The 20,483-nt window shown below is 55.2% G+C and carries 13 protein-coding genes and 1 pseudogene; 12 read left to right on the top strand and 2 right to left on the bottom strand.

Annotation, left to right across the window (positions count from 1 at the left end; translation table 11 throughout):
• Window positions 1–12: 12 nt before the first annotated feature.
• A complete protein-coding gene (asd, locus tag MKY59_RS25450) occupies window positions 13–807 on the bottom strand; it encodes an archaetidylserine decarboxylase (protein ID WP_236414578.1) in 795 nt (264 codons plus the stop codon).
• Between the two features lie 85 nt (window positions 808–892).
• Window positions 893–2,023 (bottom strand): YheC/YheD family protein, encoded by a 1,131-nt coding sequence (locus MKY59_RS25445; RefSeq protein WP_339274419.1) that lies wholly within the window; start codon window positions 2,021–2,023, stop codon window positions 893–895.
• 355 nt (window positions 2,024–2,378) lie between these two features.
• On the opposite strand from MKY59_RS25445, the gene MKY59_RS25440 reads away from it, so the two are divergent.
• The 12 genes and pseudogenes from MKY59_RS25440 (at window position 2,379) to MKY59_RS25385 (ending at window position 20,448) form a co-directional block, all read left to right on the top strand.
• The gene (locus tag MKY59_RS25440; RefSeq protein ID WP_339274418.1) at window positions 2,379–9,197 is read left to right on the top strand and encodes a WIAG-tail domain; all 6,819 of its coding nucleotides are present in this window, start codon (window positions 2,379–2,381) and stop codon (window positions 9,195–9,197) included.
• A 472-nt stretch (window positions 9,198–9,669) separates the two neighbouring features.
• Window positions 9,670–10,557 (top strand): glycosyltransferase, encoded by an 888-nt coding sequence (locus MKY59_RS25435; protein WP_339274416.1) that lies wholly within the window; start codon window positions 9,670–9,672, stop codon window positions 10,555–10,557.
• A 106-nt stretch (window positions 10,558–10,663) separates the two neighbouring features.
• Window positions 10,664–11,236, top strand: coding sequence for a glycosyltransferase (locus MKY59_RS25430; RefSeq protein WP_339274414.1), 573 nt, complete (start codon window positions 10,664–10,666; stop codon window positions 11,234–11,236).
• A gap of 140 nt (window positions 11,237–11,376) precedes the next feature.
• Window positions 11,377–11,658: a hypothetical protein gene (locus MKY59_RS25425; RefSeq protein WP_339274413.1), complete on the top strand. Its 282-nt coding sequence runs from the start codon at window positions 11,377–11,379 to the stop codon at window positions 11,656–11,658.
• Window positions 11,655–12,418: pseudogene (locus tag MKY59_RS25420) on the top strand (glycosyltransferase family 2 protein). The gene MKY59_RS25425 and the pseudogene MKY59_RS25420 overlap by 4 nt, the downstream one beginning before the upstream one ends.
• A gap of 3 nt (window positions 12,419–12,421) precedes the next feature.
• Window positions 12,422–13,153: a sugar phosphate nucleotidyltransferase gene (locus MKY59_RS25415; RefSeq protein ID WP_339274412.1), complete on the top strand. Its 732-nt coding sequence runs from the start codon at window positions 12,422–12,424 to the stop codon at window positions 13,151–13,153.
• A gap of 120 nt (window positions 13,154–13,273) precedes the next feature.
• The gene (locus MKY59_RS25410; protein ID WP_339274410.1) at window positions 13,274–13,714 is read left to right on the top strand and encodes a hypothetical protein; all 441 of its coding nucleotides are present in this window, start codon (window positions 13,274–13,276) and stop codon (window positions 13,712–13,714) included.
• A gap of 160 nt (window positions 13,715–13,874) precedes the next feature.
• Window positions 13,875–14,792: a GT-D fold domain-containing glycosyltransferase gene (locus MKY59_RS25405; protein ID WP_339274408.1), complete on the top strand. Its 918-nt coding sequence runs from the start codon at window positions 13,875–13,877 to the stop codon at window positions 14,790–14,792.
• 189 nt (window positions 14,793–14,981) lie between these two features.
• Window positions 14,982–16,514, top strand: coding sequence for a glycosyltransferase family 2 protein (locus MKY59_RS25400; RefSeq protein WP_339274406.1), 1,533 nt, complete (start codon window positions 14,982–14,984; stop codon window positions 16,512–16,514).
• 274 nt (window positions 16,515–16,788) lie between these two features.
• Window positions 16,789–17,067, top strand: coding sequence for a glutaredoxin family protein (locus MKY59_RS25395; protein ID WP_339274405.1), 279 nt, complete (start codon window positions 16,789–16,791; stop codon window positions 17,065–17,067).
• Window positions 17,068–17,362: 295 nt separating this feature from the next.
• Window positions 17,363–18,697 (top strand): LLM class flavin-dependent oxidoreductase, encoded by a 1,335-nt coding sequence (locus MKY59_RS25390; RefSeq protein WP_339274404.1) that lies wholly within the window; start codon window positions 17,363–17,365, stop codon window positions 18,695–18,697.
• Window positions 18,698–18,810: 113 nt separating this feature from the next.
• The gene (locus MKY59_RS25385) at window positions 18,811–20,448 is read left to right on the top strand and encodes an ABC transporter substrate-binding protein (RefSeq protein WP_339274403.1); all 1,638 of its coding nucleotides are present in this window, start codon (window positions 18,811–18,813) and stop codon (window positions 20,446–20,448) included.
• The last annotated feature ends 35 nt before the right edge of the window (window positions 20,449–20,483 follow it).

Below are 20,483 nucleotides of genomic sequence, written 5' to 3'. Positions count from 1 at the left end.
TGCGTTCAGTCGTTATGGATTGACCCGTTTAAACCGTCCAAGAAGTGTTCCCATTTTGACGGTATCTCCAGGCTGCAAGTCCGTTCGAGGTTCAAATGTCCCGCTTTGCGTTAACAGGACGACGGTTGAACCGAACTCGAAATAAGCCAAATCATCGCCTTGTGCCCAGGCACTTGTTGTTTCATCGGCGTATTGGATGCTGCTTACGTTCATGGCGCCGACCTTGACGACGGCCACTTCGCCAAAATCGTGAGCAATGTAGGTAATCAGCCGTTCATTCCGGCTTAACACCGCTCGCATATGGGTGAGTCCGAAATCGTTCACGGGGTAAACCTTGCCTTTAACGTGCTCCGTCTCGATTTTGTGGCCGCTTACGGGTGCATGAATGCGGTGATAGTCGCGAGGGCTGAGGTAAAGGACAAAGGCATAACCATGTTTGTACTTCTCCTGGTGGGGAGAATGGTTCAACAGCTCGGCAAGTGTATAATTTTGTCCCTTCACGTTAAGGAGCGTGCCCGAAGAGATGGGTCCGGAGGCCGTGATTTTGGCATCGACCGGACTGATCAGAGCATGCTCCGAAAGATCAAGCGGGCGCATGCCAGGCTTTAATTTCCGCGTGAAGAAATCATTCAGTGAACGATAGTCCTTCCAGTCCATTTCGGCTTCATGCAAAGGGATGTCGTATGTTCGAACAAAATAAGGGATAAAGGCCTTGCTTATCCTGCTCTTGGAAAATCCCCCTACGGTTTGAGAGATCCATTTGCGAGAAGAAAGCTCGGTCATTAACCGTAACAGCGTTTTTGCCATGAATATCCCCCTTAATTAATGCAAAACATCAGGATCGGCAATGGCCAACCATTCTGCATAATATTGACACAGAATGCAAGCGAAATCAATACAGGCCCCTATGATACGTTTGGGTTTGGCGGGAAATGCGGGCGTTTTGTTCAAGCAGCAGACGGCCGTAGGCCATCGGTTCCCGATAACTGGCCATCCAGTGTTCATTCATCCCGGCTTTGCGAAAGCCGTAACGTTGGTCTCTTCCGTTGCATTCGATAAAATAGATCCTTCCCTGTTCAGTCACGCCCATGTCCAATCCAAGGTCGGCCAAATGCGGCAGGTTCGCCGAAAGGGTGTAGGCCACCTGGAGCGCAATGGAACAAATCGAGTCTTCGAGCTCGGCGCGGGCCAGAGTGGTTGAATCGCTGTCCAGCACGTCTCCGAGCTTCATGACTTTTCCGCCTTGCGCGATGTTGGTGACAAAGGTATGCGCAGGAGCGGCTTTGGCAAACATGCCGGTCACTTGCCACAAACCGTCTTTTCCGCGCTGCACGGATATACGCAGGTCGACGGGTCTTCCCTTGTAACGCAGCAGTGGAATTCGTTCCTCAATCAAATAGGCATGGCGGAATATTCGCCGAAGCGCAGCCGATGGCAGCTGGCCCTTGTGCAGGCGGAAGGTAGCCCATCCCTTTCGTGAAGCCTTGGATTGACAGGTTAAATGCCATTGCCCTTCTTTTTTGAACAAACGCATGATTCCATGGCCGATGCTTCCGCTGCACGGTTTGATAATGAGATCGTCGAATTGGTCCATCATATGAGCCAAAGATTGCTGCGTGGCCCTTTGCGCATGAGGCAGATGTTCACGCAAAACCGGATTTTGAAACAACATGTCATGGATATAGTCTTTGCGATAACGGTTGCGGACGTTGTAAATCTGGATGCCTTGCAGCAGCAACTGGGCAATTTTGTGCTGTTCCATCCGGCGCAGCTGGAAAGCGCGATTATGAATGACCGCAGGAAGGGGTATCCGCCTCCGGACATAAGTTTCCCCTATGCGGATATAGGCCAAGCAGGTTTTGCTTTCGGGATGGATATCCTCCAGCCGCAGGAAACAGGGCACCAAATTGTAGAGTGCCGCTGCCATCTCATAATTGACGAGTGATTCTTGGCCGGTTTTGCCATTCGGTATGCCGCGGTACATCCGTGTATCGAGCAAAATGCCGATCAGTTCTTGCGGCATTGATTATTCCCCCTTTCGAGTAAATGCGAGAAGTATTACTTACGAAGCCGATATGTTGGCGAACGAATGCAGATTGAATCACGTTTATTTTTTGGCAATGCTTACATGCAGCAGTCATGTTTCTTGGGTGTGTGCCAACGGTGTATATAGATATCGTATGACGCCGCCGGACCGATGCTTGGACACCCGCCTGACCGGCATGGAGGGGGACAGCCTATTTCATACGGGACAGGTTGTTTGCTCTTTCTCGTGCAGAGGCTGTCCTTTCTGCGCCAATGTCTCCAAAGATAGTGGCATATGCCCAAATCAGCGCATATGATGGCGGAGACGAAGGTTAGAGGAAGGAGCAAGCTGCATGAGTAAAAAAGGGAGAAAAAAGGCCCAGACGCCGAAACTTCGTCATCTGAGCCCCACATTTAGGGAGCTGGAGCTGACGGAACGCCGCACTAGTCCGGTTCGTTCAAGCTTTGCTCTCGAGAAGGATGATCGTTTGAATGCCCATGTTCCGTCATCGAAGGAGCCAGACGGACCTCTACAGCCATCCGATCCCGCATTGCCGGAAACCGTTGAACCATCTGGAAATGCGCAGCAGCCCGAAATTCATGTTGAAGTCGTTCAACCGCCGCCGGAAACTGCGGTTACGGAAGCTGCGCAGGCAACTGCTCTCGAGAAGGATCAGATGAAAGTCAGCAGCGTAGCCCAATGGTCCGCGGAAGTAGAAGACAACAAGCAGGAAGGCCTCACTGCCGGAGAAAGGCTCAAACAGTTGAGGCAAAACCAGATGCCCGGCCAAGTCGGACATTATATTTACACCGATGACTTAAGCGAGCATGCGGTTACGGAGAGCCGGTTGGCCCCGCTGTCCGTGGATGCAAGCAAACTGAAGCCGGGTGCCGTTGGAAGCGAGGCTCTTCAGGACTATGCCGTAACGAGCATTCATATCGCTGACGGAGCGATCCTGTCCGCCAAGCTTGCCGAAAATTCCGTGTCGGAGGAGCATTTGATTGATGGTTCCGTATCGGGCCACAAAATCCGAAACGCCTCGATTTCGGGGGATAAAATCAGGGATGGTAGCATCACGTCGCAGAAGCTCGGCAATCAGGTCATCGATGCCTCCAAAATCGCGGACGGATCAATCAGTGCAAGGCATTTTAATCACATGGTCATTACCGAGGATCTGATTAAAAATCAGGCCATCACCGGAGAAAAGATTGCTGTTAGCAGCATTGATACCCGTCATTTGGCCGGAGGGGCCGTGCATACCTCGAAGCTTGCCGACGATGCGGTTACAACGTCCAAAATCCGTGAAGGCGCGATAACGGGCAGCAAGATCGAAGAACAATCCATTACGTCGGCACACATTCAGACAGGGGCTATTCAACAAAGTCATCTTGCCGAAGGTTTGGTGGGAAGACCTCAACTGGCGGACGAAAGCGTTGGCAGCAAGCAGATTGAAGAAGGCGCGATCGAAATGAGGCATATTGCACCGGGTGCGCTAAACGGCAGACACTTGGCCAGCGGTTCCATCAGCCAAATTCAGATTGGTGCTTATGCGGTGGGGCGGGACCAAATTGGACCAGGGGAAGTGCAAAGCGAGCATTTGGCGGAAGGAGCCGTCATCGGCTCAAAGATCGCGGATCAGTCAATCGGAACGGCAAAGCTTCTGGAACAAGCGGTGACGGCCTCCAAAATCGCGGATCAAAGCATTGTTTCCTCCAAAATCGCCGACGAGGTCATTCAGGGAAAACATCTGGCCCAGGCTTCCATTCGTGCCGAACATATCGCCAACCGGGGAATTACGCCAGTCCACATCGACAATGCCGCGATCCATTCCATTCATATCGCTTCAGGAAGCGTGGAAGCTGTGCATTTGGCAGACGGCAGCGTTTCGGGTGCAGCATTGGCAGAGAATGCGGTGTCTACCGAACATCTGTCCGAAGCATCCGTCGGAACGGATCAAATCCAAGACGGAGCGATCACGGGTAAAAAACTCGCTGAAGGAAGCGTGACATCAGACAAACTGGGGCCGGCATCGGTCAATGGCAAAGTTCTGGCACCAGGCAGCGTTTCGACAGTACACCTTGCCAATGGCGGAGTGACGAGCAGTCACCTGTCTCCAGGCAGTGTAAGTTCAGAGGCGTTACGGCCGTATACGGTAAAATCGGAGCATCTGACCGAGCGTGCTGTAGGAGCCCCTCATCTGCAGCCGGGGAGCGTGCAGACGTCGGCGCTGGCTAAAGGAGCCGTGACGGGAGAAAAGATTGCACCAGGCAGCGTAGCTTCTGCACAAGTGGCAAATGGCTCGATTTTCCCTCCGCATTTGACGGACCATGCCGTCACTTCGCCAAAGCTGTCTCCGGAAAGTGTGTCCACTGATAAAATTGCCGATCAGGCGGTGACGTCGGCCAAACTGGCGGACGGCAGTGTGAACTCTGCCAAAATAATGGCTGAGAGCATTGCGCCCAAACATATTCCGACAGGTACGATTCACGGATACCATTTGAAACAGCATGTGGTTTCCTTGGAGCATTTGGCAGATGAGGTTCGTTCCCCTGATTTGTTCGCCGATGGCAGCATCACCAGCAATAAATTGCAACCGGGTCTGATTCGGGAGGAATATTTGGCTTCAGGTTCCGTATCCGGCACCGCGCTGCAGCCTGGCGCCGTTGGGAAGGAACATCTGCAGGCCTCGGTAGTGGAATCCGCCCATCTTGCCGCGGGCAGCGTGGATTCGGATCATCTGGCCGAACGGATTGTTGGCCCGCAGCATTTGCAGGTAGAAAGCATCAATGGCGAGCACATTGCCAGCCATGAGATCAAGGCGCGGCATTTGGCGCCTTCATCGATCAAAGAAGAACACTTGGCACCCCTGTTGATATCGGGAGTCCATTTGCAGCCTGGGCTAATCAGCAGCCTGCATTTGCAGGCGGAATCGACAGGTCCTGTACATCTGCAGCAAGGGGCAGTGAAATCCCGTCATATTGAGGAAGGCGCCGTGCTCTCGCATCACATTTTGGAGCGCAGCATCGGCAATGCTCATCTGGAAGAAGAATCGGTCAGCACAACGACTTTGCAAGATGGAGCAGTGACGGTCTCCAAACTCGCCGATGGCAGCGTGGATGGGCACAAACTGATCGACGGCAGCATCGACACGGTGCATTTGGCGGACGGGGCGGTGCAAGGCAGCAAGCTCGCAGCAGGATCCGTGGGGTTGGATCATCTCGCAGCAGGTGCGATCGACGGCAGCAAACTTGTTGAAGGAAGCATCGGCAGCGTGCACTTGCAAGCAGAAGCGATCAGTTCGGCAAATTTGCAAGATGAAGCAGTGACGGCTTCCAAGCTTGCCAAGGGCAGCGTGGACGGCAGCAAGCTGGCCGCGGGAACGATCGGCCTGGAGCATTTGTCGGCGGAAGTGTTGGAGGGTAGTAAACCGGCCGAAGGCAGCATCGAAACAGCGCATTTGGTGGACGGAGCGGTTGATGGCAGCAAGCTCGCAGCAGGATCTGTAGGTTCGGATCATCTCGCGGCAGGTGCGATCGACGGCAGCAAACTGGCCAAAGGAAGCATAGGCAGCGAACACTTGCAAGCAGAGGCGATCAGTTCGGTGAACTTGCAAGACGGAGCAGTGACGGCCTCCAAACTTGCCGACAGCAGCGTGGATGGCAGCAAACTGGCGGCGGGAACGGTAGGCCTGAAGCATCTGTCGTTAGAAGTGCTGGAAAGCAACAAACTGGCTGAAGGAAGCATCCGCAGCGTGCACTTGCAAGCAGAAGCGATCAGTTCGGTGAACTTGCAAGATGGAGCAGTGACGGCCTCCAAGCTCGCCAAGGGCAGTGTGTACGGCAGCAAGCTCGCAGCAGGATCCGTGGGTCCGGAGCATCTTGCGGCAGGTGCGATCGACGGCAGCAAACTGGCGGCGGGAACGATAAGTCTGAAGCATTTGTCGGCAGAAGTGCTGGAGAAAAACAAACTGGCCGAAGGCAGCATAGGCAGCGCGCACTTGCAAGCAGAAGCCATCAGTACGGCGAACTTGCAAGATGGAGCAGTAACAGCCTCCAAGCTCGCCAACGGCAGCGTGGATGGCAGCAAGCTGGCGGTGGGAACGATCGGTCTGGAGCATCTGTCGGCAGAAGTGCTGGAAAGCAGCAAACTGGCTGAAGGCAGCATAAACACAGCGCATTTGGCGGACGGGGCGGTGCATGGCAGCAAACTGGCCGAAGGCAGTATCGGCAGCGCGCACTTGCAAGCGGAAGCGATCAGTACGGCGAATTTGCAAGATGGAGCAGTGACAGCCTCCAAACTTGCCAATGGCAGCGTGGATGGCAGCAAACTGGCCGAGGACAGCATCAGCAGCGCGCACTTGCAAACAGAAGCGATTAGTTCGGCGAATCTGCAAGATGGAGCAGTGACGGCCTCCAAGCTCGCCAACGGCAGCGTGGATGGCAGCAAGCTGGCGGTGGGAACGATCGGCTTGGAGCATCTGTCGGCAGAAGTGCTGGAAAGCAGCAAACTGGCCGAAGGCAGCATCAGCAGCGCGCACTTGCAAGCGGAAGCGATCAGTACGGCGAATTTGCAAGATGGAGCAGTGACAGCCTCCAAACTCGCCAATGGCAGCGTGGATGGCAGCAAACTGGCCGAGGGCAGCATCGAAACGGCGCATTTGGCGGACGGGGCGGTACAAGGCAGCAAACTGGCGGCAGGAACGATCGGCCTGGAGCATTTGTCGGCAGAAGTGCTGGAGAGCAGCAAGCTGGCCGAAGGCAGCATCAGCAGCGTGCACTTGCAAGTAGAAGCGATCAGCTCGGCGAACTTGCAAGATGGAGCAGTAACAGCCTCCAAACTCGCCAATGGCAGCGTGGATGGCAGCAAACTGGCCGAGGACAGCATCAGCAGCGCGCACTTGCAAACAGAAGCGATTAGTTCGGCGAACCTGCAAGATGGAGCAGTGACAGCCTCCAAACTCGCCAACGGCAGCGTGGATGGCAGCAAACTGGCCGAGGACAGCATCAGCAGCGCGCACTTGCAAACAGAAGCGATCAGTTCGGCGAACCTGCAAGATGGAGTAGTGACAGCCTCCAAACTCGCCAACGGCAGCGTGGATGGCAGTAAGCTGGCAGCAGGAACGATCGGCTTGGAGCATTTGTCGGCAGAAGTACTGGAGACCAACAAACTGTCTGAAGGCAGCATCGACACGGTGCATTTGGCGGACGGTGCGGTACAAGGCAGCAAATTGGCTGAAGGCAGCATCAGCAGCGCGCACTTGCAAGCAGAAGCGATCAGTTCGGCGAACCTGCAAGACGGAGCAGTGACAGCCTCCAAACTCGCCAATGGCAGCGTGGATGGCAGCAAGCTGGCAGCAGGAACGATCGGCTTGGAGCATTTGTCGGCAGAAGTACTGGAGACCAACAAACTGTCTGAAGGCAGCATCGACACGGTACATTTGGCGGACGGTGCGGTACAAGGCAGCAAATTGGCTGAAGGCAGCATCAGCAGCGCGCACTTGCAAACAGAAGCGATCAGTACGGCGAACTTGCAAGACGGATCAGTGACAGCCTCCAAACTCGCCAACGGCAGCGTGGATGGCAGCAAGCTGGCGGCAGGGACGATCGGCCTGGAGCATTTGTCGGCAGAAGTGCTGGGAAGCGGCAACCTGGCCGCAGGAAGCATCGGATCGGAGCAACTGGCAGATGGCTCCATTGATGAGAACAAACTGGCCGAAGGCGCCGTATTCTCCTATCACATTTCCGATGGCAGCATTGGTCGTGTTCATTTGGAAGAGGAAGCTGTCGGAACGTTGAACTTGCAAGATGGCGCGGTCACGCTTTCCAAGCTGGCTCCAAGCAGCGTGGATGGCAGCAAACTGGCCGAAGGCAGCATCGATACGGTGCATTTGACGAACGGTGCGGTGCAAGGCAGCAAGCTCGCAGCTGGATCCGTCGGTTGGGAGCATCTCGTGGCAGAATCCATTGATGGCAGTAAACTTGTTAAGGGAAGCATCGGATCGGAGCAACTGGCAGATGGCTCCATTGATGAAAACAAACTGGCCGAAGGCGCCGTATTCTCCTATCACATTTCCGATGGCAGCATTGGTCGTGTTCATTTGGAAGAGGAAGCTGTCGGAACGTTGAACTTGCAAGATGGCGCGGTCACGCTTTCCAAGCTGGCCCCAGGCAGCGTAGACGGCAGCAAACTGGCGGCAGGATCGGTTGGTTTGGCACATCTGGCAGCAGATATCATCGAAAACAGGGAACCTGCAAAAGCGAGCATCAACACAGAGCATTTGGCAGACGGAGCGGTACAAGGCAACAAGCTTGCCGCTGGCTCAGTACGCGCGGAGCATATCGAGCTAGGTTCGATCGACGGCAGCAAACTGGCGGCCGGTTCCGTGCAATCGCGCCACATTTTGGATGGCAGCATCGGCAGCTTGCACTTGGAAGAAGAAGCGGTCGGCACGCTAAACTTGCAAGACGGATCGGTTACCGGTCCAAAACTGGCAAATGGCAGCGTGGATGGCAGCAAACTTGGCAAACAAAGCATAAGTTCCCTTCACTTAAATGGGGGGATCGTGGGGACGGAGCATTTGAGTGCGGAAGTCTGGGAGGCGATTCGCCAACTCAGCGGAGATACGTTGGAACAATTGGTTGCCGCAAAGCAGCAGGAAGAACAAGAGTCGGCAAAGGCAGCAGCATTTACTCTAAAAGACGAACCGATTCAGGATACGAACCAGGTGGACGTACAACCGAATCCGGAGCCGGCTGCCGACGTAAGGGAAAGCCTCGAAGCTGCAGAACGGATCAGTGAAAATTCCGTTCGGGGGGATCACCTGTGCGAGGATGCGGTGGGTAGCCGGGAGCTGAAGGCAGGGGCCGTAACCCCAAAACATTTATCTTTCCATCCGGTGCGAAGTTCCAGCCGCCAGCCGATCGTTCAACAGTTCGGCATGGAAGCCTTCATCCTGCCTGAAGAAGATTCCTCGGTCGAACTGACGGTAATATTTGAAGAAGCTTTTGCATCGGAGCACTACGTCATTGTGGCGATGTGCAATGACCGGGGATTTCAGGTATCGCTCTTGTCCCAGAGCGAAGACGAAGCAGTGTTGGAAGTTACACGTACAGCAGGATGCAAGCACACGTACGGACTGTTGTCATGGATCGCGGCCGGTCCGTCGTTATAACGGAGATAACAGCCGTTAATGCTGCAAAGGCGGTATCCGGGAAAATCCGGAATGCCGCCTTTTTTACTATCTGTATAAAGATTGTCCTGTCTGAATCGCCAGAGAAGGCCAGGTCAGTATAAAGGGGCAGTCCCGTATTCCATGCCCGGAGGCCGACGGCCCGGAACACTTTTTGCAATGGTTGTCACAGCGAATGAGTTGGGTCCATACAAGTCGAGTGCAGGCTGAATGATATCAGTTTTGGCAGCCGGATATTTGGACGTGGCTTCAAAGGGGTGATCACCGAATGGTAAAGCATGTGAACGGCTTTGTCGGCTGTTTCCATAAACGATCCATGTCGAAACGGACGGAGCAAGTCATAAGTGAAGAAAACTGCTCAAGGGCGAATGCCGTTTCCACTTCTCCACAGATACATAGAATACTGTGTGCTCCTTTGGCGATGGATGATGAAAGAATACGGGAGGTGACCATATTGCAGAATCGGAGACGGAAGGTTGGTGCTGTCGTAAAGGCAAGTGCAGGACGAAAAAAGAATCGCCGGAGAAGAGACGTCCGAAAGACGGGGATTTCCAACAAATCCAAACGCCGAAGGTATGTTCTGCCCCGTATAGGTCTGCCTAATGCAGGAAACCCGTTGCTTTCGGTCATTATTCCAGCCATGAATGAGGAGAAAACCGTCCGCAGGGCGGTACGCGAAGCGAAGAGAATCAGCCCGAGCACCGAAGTGATCGTTGTCGTCAACGGTTCTACGGACCGTACGGCGGCATTAGCCGCAGGCGCGGGCGCACGAGTACTTGTCCATGACGATGCCCTCGGCCATGACGGAGGACGGCGCGTAGGCGCAACGGAGGCATGCGGCGATATCCTGCTCTTTACCGATGCGGATATCGTTATTCCCGCCGAACAAATGGCGCCTTTCGTGCAAGCGATTGTTGACGGAACGGATGTGGCTCTTAATGACTACACCGGGCCAATAAAGCGCAATCCCGTGCATCCGGTCATAGAGGCTAAGCATGCATTGAACATCATATTGGAAAGACCGGACCTTAAAGGAGCTTCCCTTACTGCCATACCTCACGCGATGAACCGCAAGGCACTGGAAATCATCGGCGTGGAAGCGCTGGAAACTCCGCCGCTGGCCTTGGCAAAGGCCGTGGATGCGGGACTTCGGGTACGGGCGGTGCATCATGTGCCCGTCGGCAAAATGAACCGGCTGCGCGCCTTGAAGCGATCAGGGCCAGACCCGTTGGAAAAAATCGTGCTGAACGATCATCTGGCCGCGATCCGATGGATTACGGGTCATCGTGGTCCACGAGGAGGATTTCCCGATTTGAACCGTGTCCGCGCTTTGGCAAGATGAGCAGGTCGGAGGTGAAACCATGAAGCAGCAAACGGGGCGACGTAGGCCCGCAATAAATAGAAGAGTGCGTCGGAACCGCAGAATCCATAAAAGGAAACGTCCGGGGATGGCTATCCATCCATACGCAGTAAATTTGGATGTCTTTCGAAGGGCGGGACAACAAGCAGGCCAGGCTGCCCCCGAAGAAAGGGAGGCATTCATCAGGCATGCATTCCAGTCATGGCATGAACACGGCAAGGCGGTCGAGGGAACGTTTCCCACGTACGATAGTGCGATTTTGGCAGGCAAGGCGTTCATGGAAGGATACGCTCATGCCGCCGGCCGCAATCTCGATCTGGTCCCTTTGCTGCTGCGCCGCCCGGCTGCGGCCGTAGTCTGTGCCTGCAATGAAGAGCAGACGCTTCCGCAAGTGCTGAGACAGCTGAAACGTTTGCCTTTGGAGGATATTATCGTTGTGCTGAATGGAACGAAGGATAACAGTTTGGAACGGGTGATTTCCGAGAAAGGCATCACAATTGTGTATGAACCGGAACGGGCCGGACATGACGTGGGCCGGGCATTGGGAGCCAAAATGACGATGGCGGATTCCGTGCTGTTCGTGGATGGGGACATGGTGCTTCCTGCCGAACAGCTGCACCTTTCCTGTACGAAATCGACCGTGGAAGCGATGTTGCGCTGAACGATATCTCCTCGCTGATTCCTCCTTTTGCAAGGCAGGATGAAGTTAGCCGCATCAAGGCCTACCTCAACCGTACATTGGGAAGGCCGGATCTTGGCTCCAACTCCATGACCGCCGTCCCCCATGCAGTATCCCGCCGCATGATCGATACCGTCAAACCGGAATCGCTCGTTGTGCCGCCCAAAGCGCAAACCCTTGCCATCCATCATGGTCTGGCAATAGCTGCTCCCGCACGGGTTGACGTTATCCGGACCAATCGTTTGCGCAAGTCGAATATCGGCAGCGGCAACGAGGTTGCGAAGCTGATCATCGGCGACCATCTTGAAGCGTTGGCGGTTTGGCTGAAATTGTCGGAAGAAAGCGGGAGGACTTCGCCGGGCATTTCGCGTATCGAAGTGGCCTACAGGAGGAACGGCAGATGACATTGACCAGTATCATTATTCCTACCTATAACGGCTGGAGCTGTTGAAGTCTTGCATCGCGGCCATTCGCCGGCATACCGACGACGCCACGCCGTATGAAATTGTCGTGGCAGATAACGGCTCGACTGACGGAACGGCCTCCTTTTGCGCGAGCGAACGGATTCGTTTCGTTCGTTTGCCGGCCAACCGCGGATTTCCGGCAGCTTGCAATGCGGGCATGCGTGCGGCATGCGGAGATGATCTGTTGCTGTTGAACAACGACGTAACCGTAACGCCCCGCTGGCTTCGCAATCTTCATGCTGCCTTGCATAGCGATGCCGGCATCGGTATCGTTGGTCCGATGACCAATTATGCAAGCGGCATTCAGCAGGTCAACGTGGATTTCCGGGATATGGAGCATTTTCAGGAACTGGCCGCCGTGAATAACCAACCCGATCCGGGCAGATGGAGAGAAGTCCAAAGGATCGTGGGATTATGCATGATGTTTCGGCGAGACATGATGGAGAACGTGGGTCTTTTGGATGAAGCGTATTCCCCGGGGCACTACGAAGATGACGATTATTGCTATAGAGCCCGTCTGGCAGGCTACCGGCTGCTCGCGTGCGGCGATGTGCTGGTCCACCATCAGGGCAGCGCAAGTTTCAAGAAAACGGACCGGGATCAGTGGAACCGGTTGATTGAACGGAACAGAAAGCTTTTTATCCATAAGTGGAAAGTGGATCCGCTTGACTATGTTGACCATCAGACGAAGGAGGGATAAGGAATGAAAGGTGTCATTCTTGCAGGCGGAACGGGAACAAGACTATATCCCTTGACTCGCCTGATCAACAAACACCTGCTTCCGGTCGGCAAACATCCGATGATCGCATACGGACTCGACAGACTCCATCAGGCGGGAATCGAAGATATCATGATCGTGATGGGCACTCATTCTGCGGGTTTGTACACGGAATTTCTGGGAAGCGGCAAAGAGTACGGCGTCAAGCTCACCTATCGCATTCAGGAGAAGGCCGGGGGGATTGCGGAGGCCTTGAACCTGGCCAAAGGTTTCGTTACACCCGGCGAAAAGTTCGTTGTACTGCTTGGCGATAACCTGTTCAGCGATGACCTCAAGCCTTATGTGGAGCGCTATATGGCACAACCGGCAGGGACAGCACGGGTCCTTTTGAAAGAGGTGGACGATGCTCGGCGTTATGGGGTGCCTGTGTTCGACCCGGCGAACCCGGAGCGGATTGCCCATATCGAAGAGAAACCAAGTCAGCCGAAAACTTCGTATTGTGTCACCGGGATTTATATGTATGATGATCATGTTTTCAATTTCATTGCCGGCATCTCGCCGTCGGCGCGCGGAGAATTGGAAATCACCGACGTGAATAACCATTATGCTGCCGCCGGAAGCTTGGAGTACGATATATTGCAAAATTACTGGACTGATGCAGGCACCTTTGAATCGTTGCAGGAAGCGGCCGTCCGCATGAAAGGACAGCTGCCATAAGTCGATGAGCCACAGTTGCCGCCATGCGGCACCTCGATCGGGTGGATGAACCGCGCTGGAGCCCCAATGCTCCGGCGCTTTGTGCAGTGGCACTTTCTGTGGCCGGCAAGGGGGAATGGGGTGACAGCAGCGAAAAACACCGGAGCAAGCAGGAGAGAGGGCAAGCTTCCCGAAAGGGACCCATCAACGATGGCAAGTCAGGTTCAACGTCCAGAAGTAGAGGCAGCCAAGCTTAAGAATAAAGCAGCCCGCCGAAGAGCGGTGCAAAACCCATTCGTTAAACGCGTGGGACGTCTTGTTGATGCAAACGAAGACGGGCAGCTTAATGTCGGAGTGAACCAGGGCAGTGATGAGCAGATCATCGTCAACGAAAGCGACGAACTTATGGATATAAATGGCAAAAGTGGCGAGATAGCGCCTTGCAAGCAGCGAGTGTCCATTTCTGCACGCCGGGGGAGGTATGGTACCGGAAAAGGAAAAATGTCCCGGCACTCCGGCTTTGGGCGCAGGAAGCCAGGCAGCCGGGCAGGCAAAAGGGCGGGCGAAGCACAGGCGCGCTAAGCTTAATGCCGGAGCGCGCGCGGGCACTGCCCGCGGCCAGAGCGCGGCGCCCGGCCGCCGCCGGGGCAAGCGGGGCAAGGCTGTGCGCCGCACGCACTCGCCGGCACCGCAGGCACTGCCGGCGGGCGCTGTCGGCGCAGCACCGCCGCAAGCGGGCCAGGTGCGGCCCCGCGCCGCTGCGGGGGGTGAAGGCGCTGCCGGTGCTCGGGGCAGCGCGAAGGGCGTGCCGCCGCAGGCTGCGAAGCGGGCGGCACGGGATAGCAGCTACGCCGCCGGTTTCCGCGACGGCGTGTACGCGGGCGGGGAGGCGCTGGTGGAGCAGCGCATTCCGCCCGACCACATTCTGCCGGACGTTGCCGCGGCAGAACTGATCGCGGCGGGGGTCAACCAATATGCCCACCGCCTCGCCCGATTGGCCGGCCCGCATGAGGTGGCTGCCCACATTTACGCGGCGCTGGACGCCGGGCGCCCGTTGTCGGTCATTCGCCTCGGCGATGGCGAATTGCTTGCGCTGGCAGCGGACACTGTGCTGTCCAGCGAAGAAGTGCAAGAGCTGGCCCCGTTTCTGCCCTATGCGGGAGTGCCGCGCTCCACGCCGGATGTTCGTGCCTCCTTGGTGGAAGCGATTCGCCGAGCCGATTGGGTCGGGGTACCCATCTCGCGGGCACCTACGTTCCAAGGGTTGCTGTTTCCGGTGCTTCGCCATTTCGCGATCGATTGGTCGAGCCTGAAGTTGACCGACTCCACAATCAATTACAGCCTGCATCATTCCAGGCTGCTGCCGTCCCTTCTGCAGAACCGGCGCGTGCTTGTGATCGGCAATTTGGCCTCCGAACTGGGGGGGCTGCTGCAGAGCCACGGGGTGCATGTCGCCGGCATGATCGCACCGGTTGCCGGATATGCCGACATTCCGCGAGTCATGCAGCGAATTCGGAAGCATGATTTCGATCTGGCGCTGGTGGCGGCGGGCATTCCCGCAATCGTACTGTGCCGTCATATTGCGGATGAACTTGGCAAGGTGGCCATCGATTTCGGTCATCTGGCAAACAAGTTGGTGACGGGAGAACTTCAATATTGACGCGCTTCCAGTTTGATTATGTAAAAAAGAACAGCGCTTTTGAACAAAAAAGGAGGGAGCGGTATGGGCAGACCGGATCATGAGACAAACGCGGGGCAGCCTTATAGGCAAACAGATGAAACGTACGACTGTGAGGATGTTTTCGCCGGGGGTGTTTCACCCCGGGCCGAATGCCGTCAGGAGGAGCGAATGCGGATTTTAGGGAGGCCGTCAGGCAAGCAGGCCATTCTACCGCGCTCTTCCGGCAAACCCGGAAAAAGACGGAACGGGAATCGGGCGTCGGCCCCATCTGTTTTTTTGCATGCGGCAGCCCGCGGCAAGGGAAGCCAATCCAAAGCAAGCCGGAAGGGACAACAGGCTCTTCGAAGGACGAAGATATACAATCAGGGCTACAAAAGAGGGTATGAGGACGGCGTGCGCCAAGGGAAAAATTCGTTCGGCGCCGTGTTTGACGGGGTAAGCATCGTCATTCCGACTTACAACCAGCGGGATTATGTACTGAAATGCGTATCCAGCATTGAAAAGCACACCCCGGCTCCCTACGAAATCATCGTGGTGGACAATGGATCGCAGGACGGCACCGCCGACGCGCTTGGGCGGATCGGGGGCATGGTTCGGGTAGCCGCGCTGGATGGCAATCGTGGGTTTGCCGGCGGAGTGAACCATGGCCTCATGATGGCCAAAGGACGGCATATCGTCGTGCTGAACAACGACACGCTGGTCACGCCGGGTTGGCTGGACAACATGATGGCATGCCTTCAAAGTCAAGCGGACATCGGCGTCGTCGGTCCGGTGACGAATTATATCGGCGGAGAGCAGCAGATCGAGGTGCCTTATGATGACGTATCGGAGATGTGGGCTTTTGCCGCAAACTACAATAAGCCCGATGCGTCCAAATACCGCCTGACGGATCGCCTCGTCGGATTTTGCTGGTTGTTTTCAAGGGAATTGTTCGAACGGGTAGGTTATCTGGACGAAGGTTATGCCATAGGCAATTTCGAGGACGAAGATTGGATCGTGCGCGCGAAACTTGCGGGATACAAGCTCGCTGTGGCAGGGGATGCCTTTATCCATCATTTCGGGAGCGTCAGCATAAAGGCGGTGGGAGAGCAAAAATTGGCTGCTGTGAACAAGGAAAATGAGCAATTTTATGAGCGAAAATGGGGAGACCCCCACGCCTTGATCGCCGAAGCTGCCCGCATGTCAAAGGAGGCTCCGGCTTCGTTCGACGCCCGTGAGCGCCAGCCTTTCAGGCGCAGCAGCGATTTCTATCCGGAGGGGAGCTTCTTGACGGATGTGAATGGCGACGCATATTACCTGTCTGGAGGTTGTCGGCGTAAATTGCACATTCCAGTTCCGCAGGGCATTTCTCCCGTTCGGTTGGCAAAGCCCGATCTGCTGGGCATTCCGGTCGGCAATGCCATCGATTCTTCCATGCAGATCCAGGGAAGGGCTTCAGAGTCCGGCCAATCATCGGCCCATCTGCTGCAAGGAAGTTCGGCGGAATGGCCGGAAGGCAGCGTTGTTGCGGCCAACGAAGCACCGCAGATATGGTACCAGATTAGCGGCGGCAAGCGGAGAAAATATGCTTCGGCATACGCCGCCGAATGCTGGGGAGTTTACCCTTATGCGGTCATACGGGTTCCTTACGAAAAGCTGCATGCTCTAGAGGAAGGATGGCCGATCATAGCGCCGCCGAAATTGCTGGGTTGCCAACTGTAGGAGGGCTTGCATGGAGGTCGGCCGTGGTGCGGAATGAATCGCAGGGAGACCCGCCTTGGGTTTCATTCCGCATTCGCCAATTACATATGCTGCGAGAGATCGAATACATTCTTTCTATGTGCTTATAGGTTTATTCTATTAGCAATTCCATTGACGCTTCCTGGACGGAGGAGTACATTTAAAGCCATAATTCTTATTTAACAGGTAGGAATTGATGGTCTAAGAATGACAGTTCTTCGGACCTTTATCATGAAGACAAACAGGAGGTATGTCAATGTCTGCTGCAAGCAAAAAAGTCGTGTTATGGAGCAAAACGGGTTGTCATTTTTGCGGAGAAGTCAAAGCATTCCTGAATGAGCGCAACCAGCCTTTCGAAAACATTGAGGTACAAGGGCATGACGTGTTGAGGGATGTCCTCGAAGCCAAGTACGGCATTCGGCATGTTCCTGTCATCGAGGTAGGCGTGGACGGAACATTCGAAGCTCTGCTGGAGCCGGACCTGGAAAAGCTGGCAGCCCTGCTGGCACAGCCGGGGGAAACAGCAGCCGTCTGATTGCGGGCCGGAAGCCGTTTGCATAAGCGAAGACAATGTCCCCCGGTCATGGGTTGCGAGTCTGCCACCGCTGAAGATGGCCGGGATTCGTTCTTATAGAAAAGTTCTATCGAAGCATGGTTGACCCGTTTCGGGGGCGGTGATAAGATTTGTGGAAATTAAAAACATACCAAACGCATAGGAATAGTTATTAATTGTAGTCTTATCAGCTTGCTGCCCGAGGTTGGTTTGTTTCATCGTTCATTTCGGAGTTATTGACTTCAGTTGAATCCCATTCGAGGAAGGCGGAATGCATATGACAACGCAACGAAAATTAAAGCTGGGTGCCATCGTCCATGGCGTGGGAGGCAGCATGACGACCTGGAGGCATCCGGAGGTACTGCCGGACGCCAGCGTTAATTTCGAATTCTACAAACGCCAGACGTTGAAAGCCGAGGAGGGCAAGTTCGACCTCGTGTTTATCGCGGACGGACTCTACATTACGGAGAAATCGATTCCTCACTTTTTGAACCGCTTCGAGCCGATTACCATCCTGTCCGCCCTGGCTGCCGTAACGTCGCGCATCGGATTGGTCGGCACGCTGTCGACTTCCTACAGCGAACCGTTCACCGTGGCAAGGCAATTCGCGTCGCTGGACAAAATCAGCAACGGACGCGCGGGCTGGAACGTCGTGACTTCCCCTCTGGAAGGTTCGGCCAAAAATTTCAGCAAAAAGGATCATCCGTCTCATCCGGAGCGTTACCGGATCGCCAGCGAATATTTGCAGGTCACAAAGGGACTATGGGATTCGTGGGAAGACGACGCCTTTGTCAGAGACAAGGAGAGCGGAGTGTTCTTCGATCCTTCCAAGCTGCACACGCTGAATCATGAAGGGGAATATTTCTCCGTTCAAGGACCGCTCAACATCGATCGCTCGAAACAGGGGCAGCCGGTCATCTTCCAAGCAGGATCGTCGGACGACGGTAAAACGCTGGCTGCCAAAGAAGCCGATGCCGTTTTTACCGGGCATGACAAACTGGAGGATGCGCAGGCTTTCTACAAAGACGTCAAAGAGCGTGCCGTGGCCTACGGCCGTTCCGCGGACGATATCGTCATCATGCCGGGCATCAATCCGATCATCGGACGCACCGAAGAAGAGGCTGAGCGGAAATACAAGGAGATTGCGGGTCTGGTGACGATCGAGAAAGCGTTGGATTACCTTGGCCGGTTTTTCGAACATCACGATTTCTCCCAATATCCGCTGGATGAGCCGTTCCCCGAGTTGAACGGCATCGGCAGCAACAGCTTCCGCAGCACCACGGACAAAATCAAGAAGGATGCGAAAGAGCAAGGATTGACCTTGCGCGAGGTTGCCCTTCGTGCCGCAACGCCGCGAAGCAAGTTCCTGGGCACGCCCGAGCAGGTTGCGGATCAAATCCAGGCGTGGTTCGAAGCAGAAGGCGCCGACGGCTTCATCATTCATTCCGAGCTTCCGAGCGGGCTGAGCGATTTCGTCGAATTGGTCGTGCCGATTCTGCAGGAGCGCGGCATCTATCGGACCGATTACGAGCATGATACGCTGCGCGGCAATCTTGGATTGAACATTCCCGTTAACCGATACACGGCTGCCCGTCAAGAAGTTGGTATCTGACAAGGTATCGAAGTTTTCCAGGGCTCCGCATGTTGCAGCCTAAAACCAAGTTAACTCATAGGAAATATATATTTAACACTGATGACTGCTGTATATACAGAGGGGGAAGCGATATGATCAGGTCCATTTCGTGGTTTAAATATGTGGCGCTTGCGTCGGCCTTGATGCTGGTATTGTCCGGTTGCGGTGCAGGCCGTCAGGCGAGCAGCCCGGCTCAGGCGTCGGGCGGGGAACAAGCGAAGGCAGAAGGCGGCAATTTGACCTATGCCCTCGCCACTTCTCCCGATACGCTTGATCCTCATCGCAGCGGCCTGGCCGTGGCTGTGCGGGCCATCCGAACCTTGTACGACAATTTGGTCGTGCAGCTGCCGGACGGTTCCATCAAGCCATGGCTGGCCAAGGAGTGGACGGTGTCGGACGACGGCAAAAGTTATACGTTCAAGCTGCGTGAGGACGTGAAGTTCCATGACGGCACGCCGTTCAACGCCGAAGCGGTCAAATACAACCTGGACCGGGTCATCGATCCGGCGACTAAAGCCGCGAACGCCCTTGCCCTGATCAGACCCTACAGCTCCTCCGAGGTCATTGATGAATACACGATCAAGGTTAACCTGTCTCAACCATCCGAAGCATTCCTCGGCAACCTGAGTCAGGCACTGCTCGGCATCGTGTCCCCTACGGCGGCGAAAAAATACGGCGATCAGCTGGGCAAAAATCCGGTAGGTACCGGGCCGTATACCTTTGTCAGCTGGTCCGAAAATGCCGACATCGTCGTTGCCAAAAACAAGGACTATCATTGGGCACCGGAGACGGTCGACAATGACGGTGCGCCTCATTTGGATCAGATTACGTTCAAAATCGTTCCCGAAGAAGCCACGCGGATCGGAAGCGTGCAGAGCGGCCAGGTGCTTGCGGCCGAGACGGTTCCTCCGCAAAACGTCGCTGCGCTCCAAAGCGATCCGAACCAGCAATTGCTGCAAGCCAACACGGTAGGGCTGCCATATACGCTCTTTTTTAACGAACGCAGGGCACCGTGGAATGACGCAAAGCTCCGTCAGGCCGTGCAAGCCGCAGTGGACGTGGATGCCATCGTTAAAACGTTGTATCTGGGAACTTACGACAGAGCATGGTCCGCCTTGTCCCCGGGCATCCTCGGCTACGACAGCTCGCTGGAAGGCAGCATCAAGCCGGATATTGCCAAAGCCAACCAATTGCTGGATGAGCAAGGATGGACTAAGGGAGCGGACGGAATCCGGGAGAAGGACGGCAAACGGCTGACCTTGCGGTACGTAGACGGTTCGCCTAACCGGGAGAAGCGCAACGATATCGCGGCGATGATTCAGCAGCAGTTGAAACAAGTGGGGATCGAGGTGCAGGTGGAGATTACGAAGGACGTTGCCACGGTCATTTACCAGAATTGGGACTATGATTTGTACGGCAACAGCCAGGTTAATTCCGATCCCCATGCGCTGTATGCCTTTTACCACACGCCTGCCGAAGGCGAACGCCCAACGTTGTCGGGCCTGTCGGACCCGGAGATCGACAAACTTCTTGAGCAGGGTGCGGTAGAGAGCGATAAGGAGAAACGGGTGGAAATCTACAAACAAATTCAGCAGTATTTGATCGATCAGGCCGTGATCCTGCCCATTTACGTGTTCCCTTACACGGTGGCGGCATCGAAAACCGTGCAGGACATCAAATTCGATTCGCTCGGTTATCCGCTGTTCAATGATGCGCGGATCCAGCAGTGACGCCGCTTGATGCATTTTGACGATGCATGAATTTA

Source organism: Paenibacillus sp. FSL W8-0426 (assembly GCF_037969725.1).
Classification (GTDB): domain Bacteria; phylum Bacillota; class Bacilli; order Paenibacillales; family Paenibacillaceae; genus Paenibacillus; species Paenibacillus hubeiensis.
This window is presented reverse-complemented; position numbering and strand designations above follow the sequence as displayed.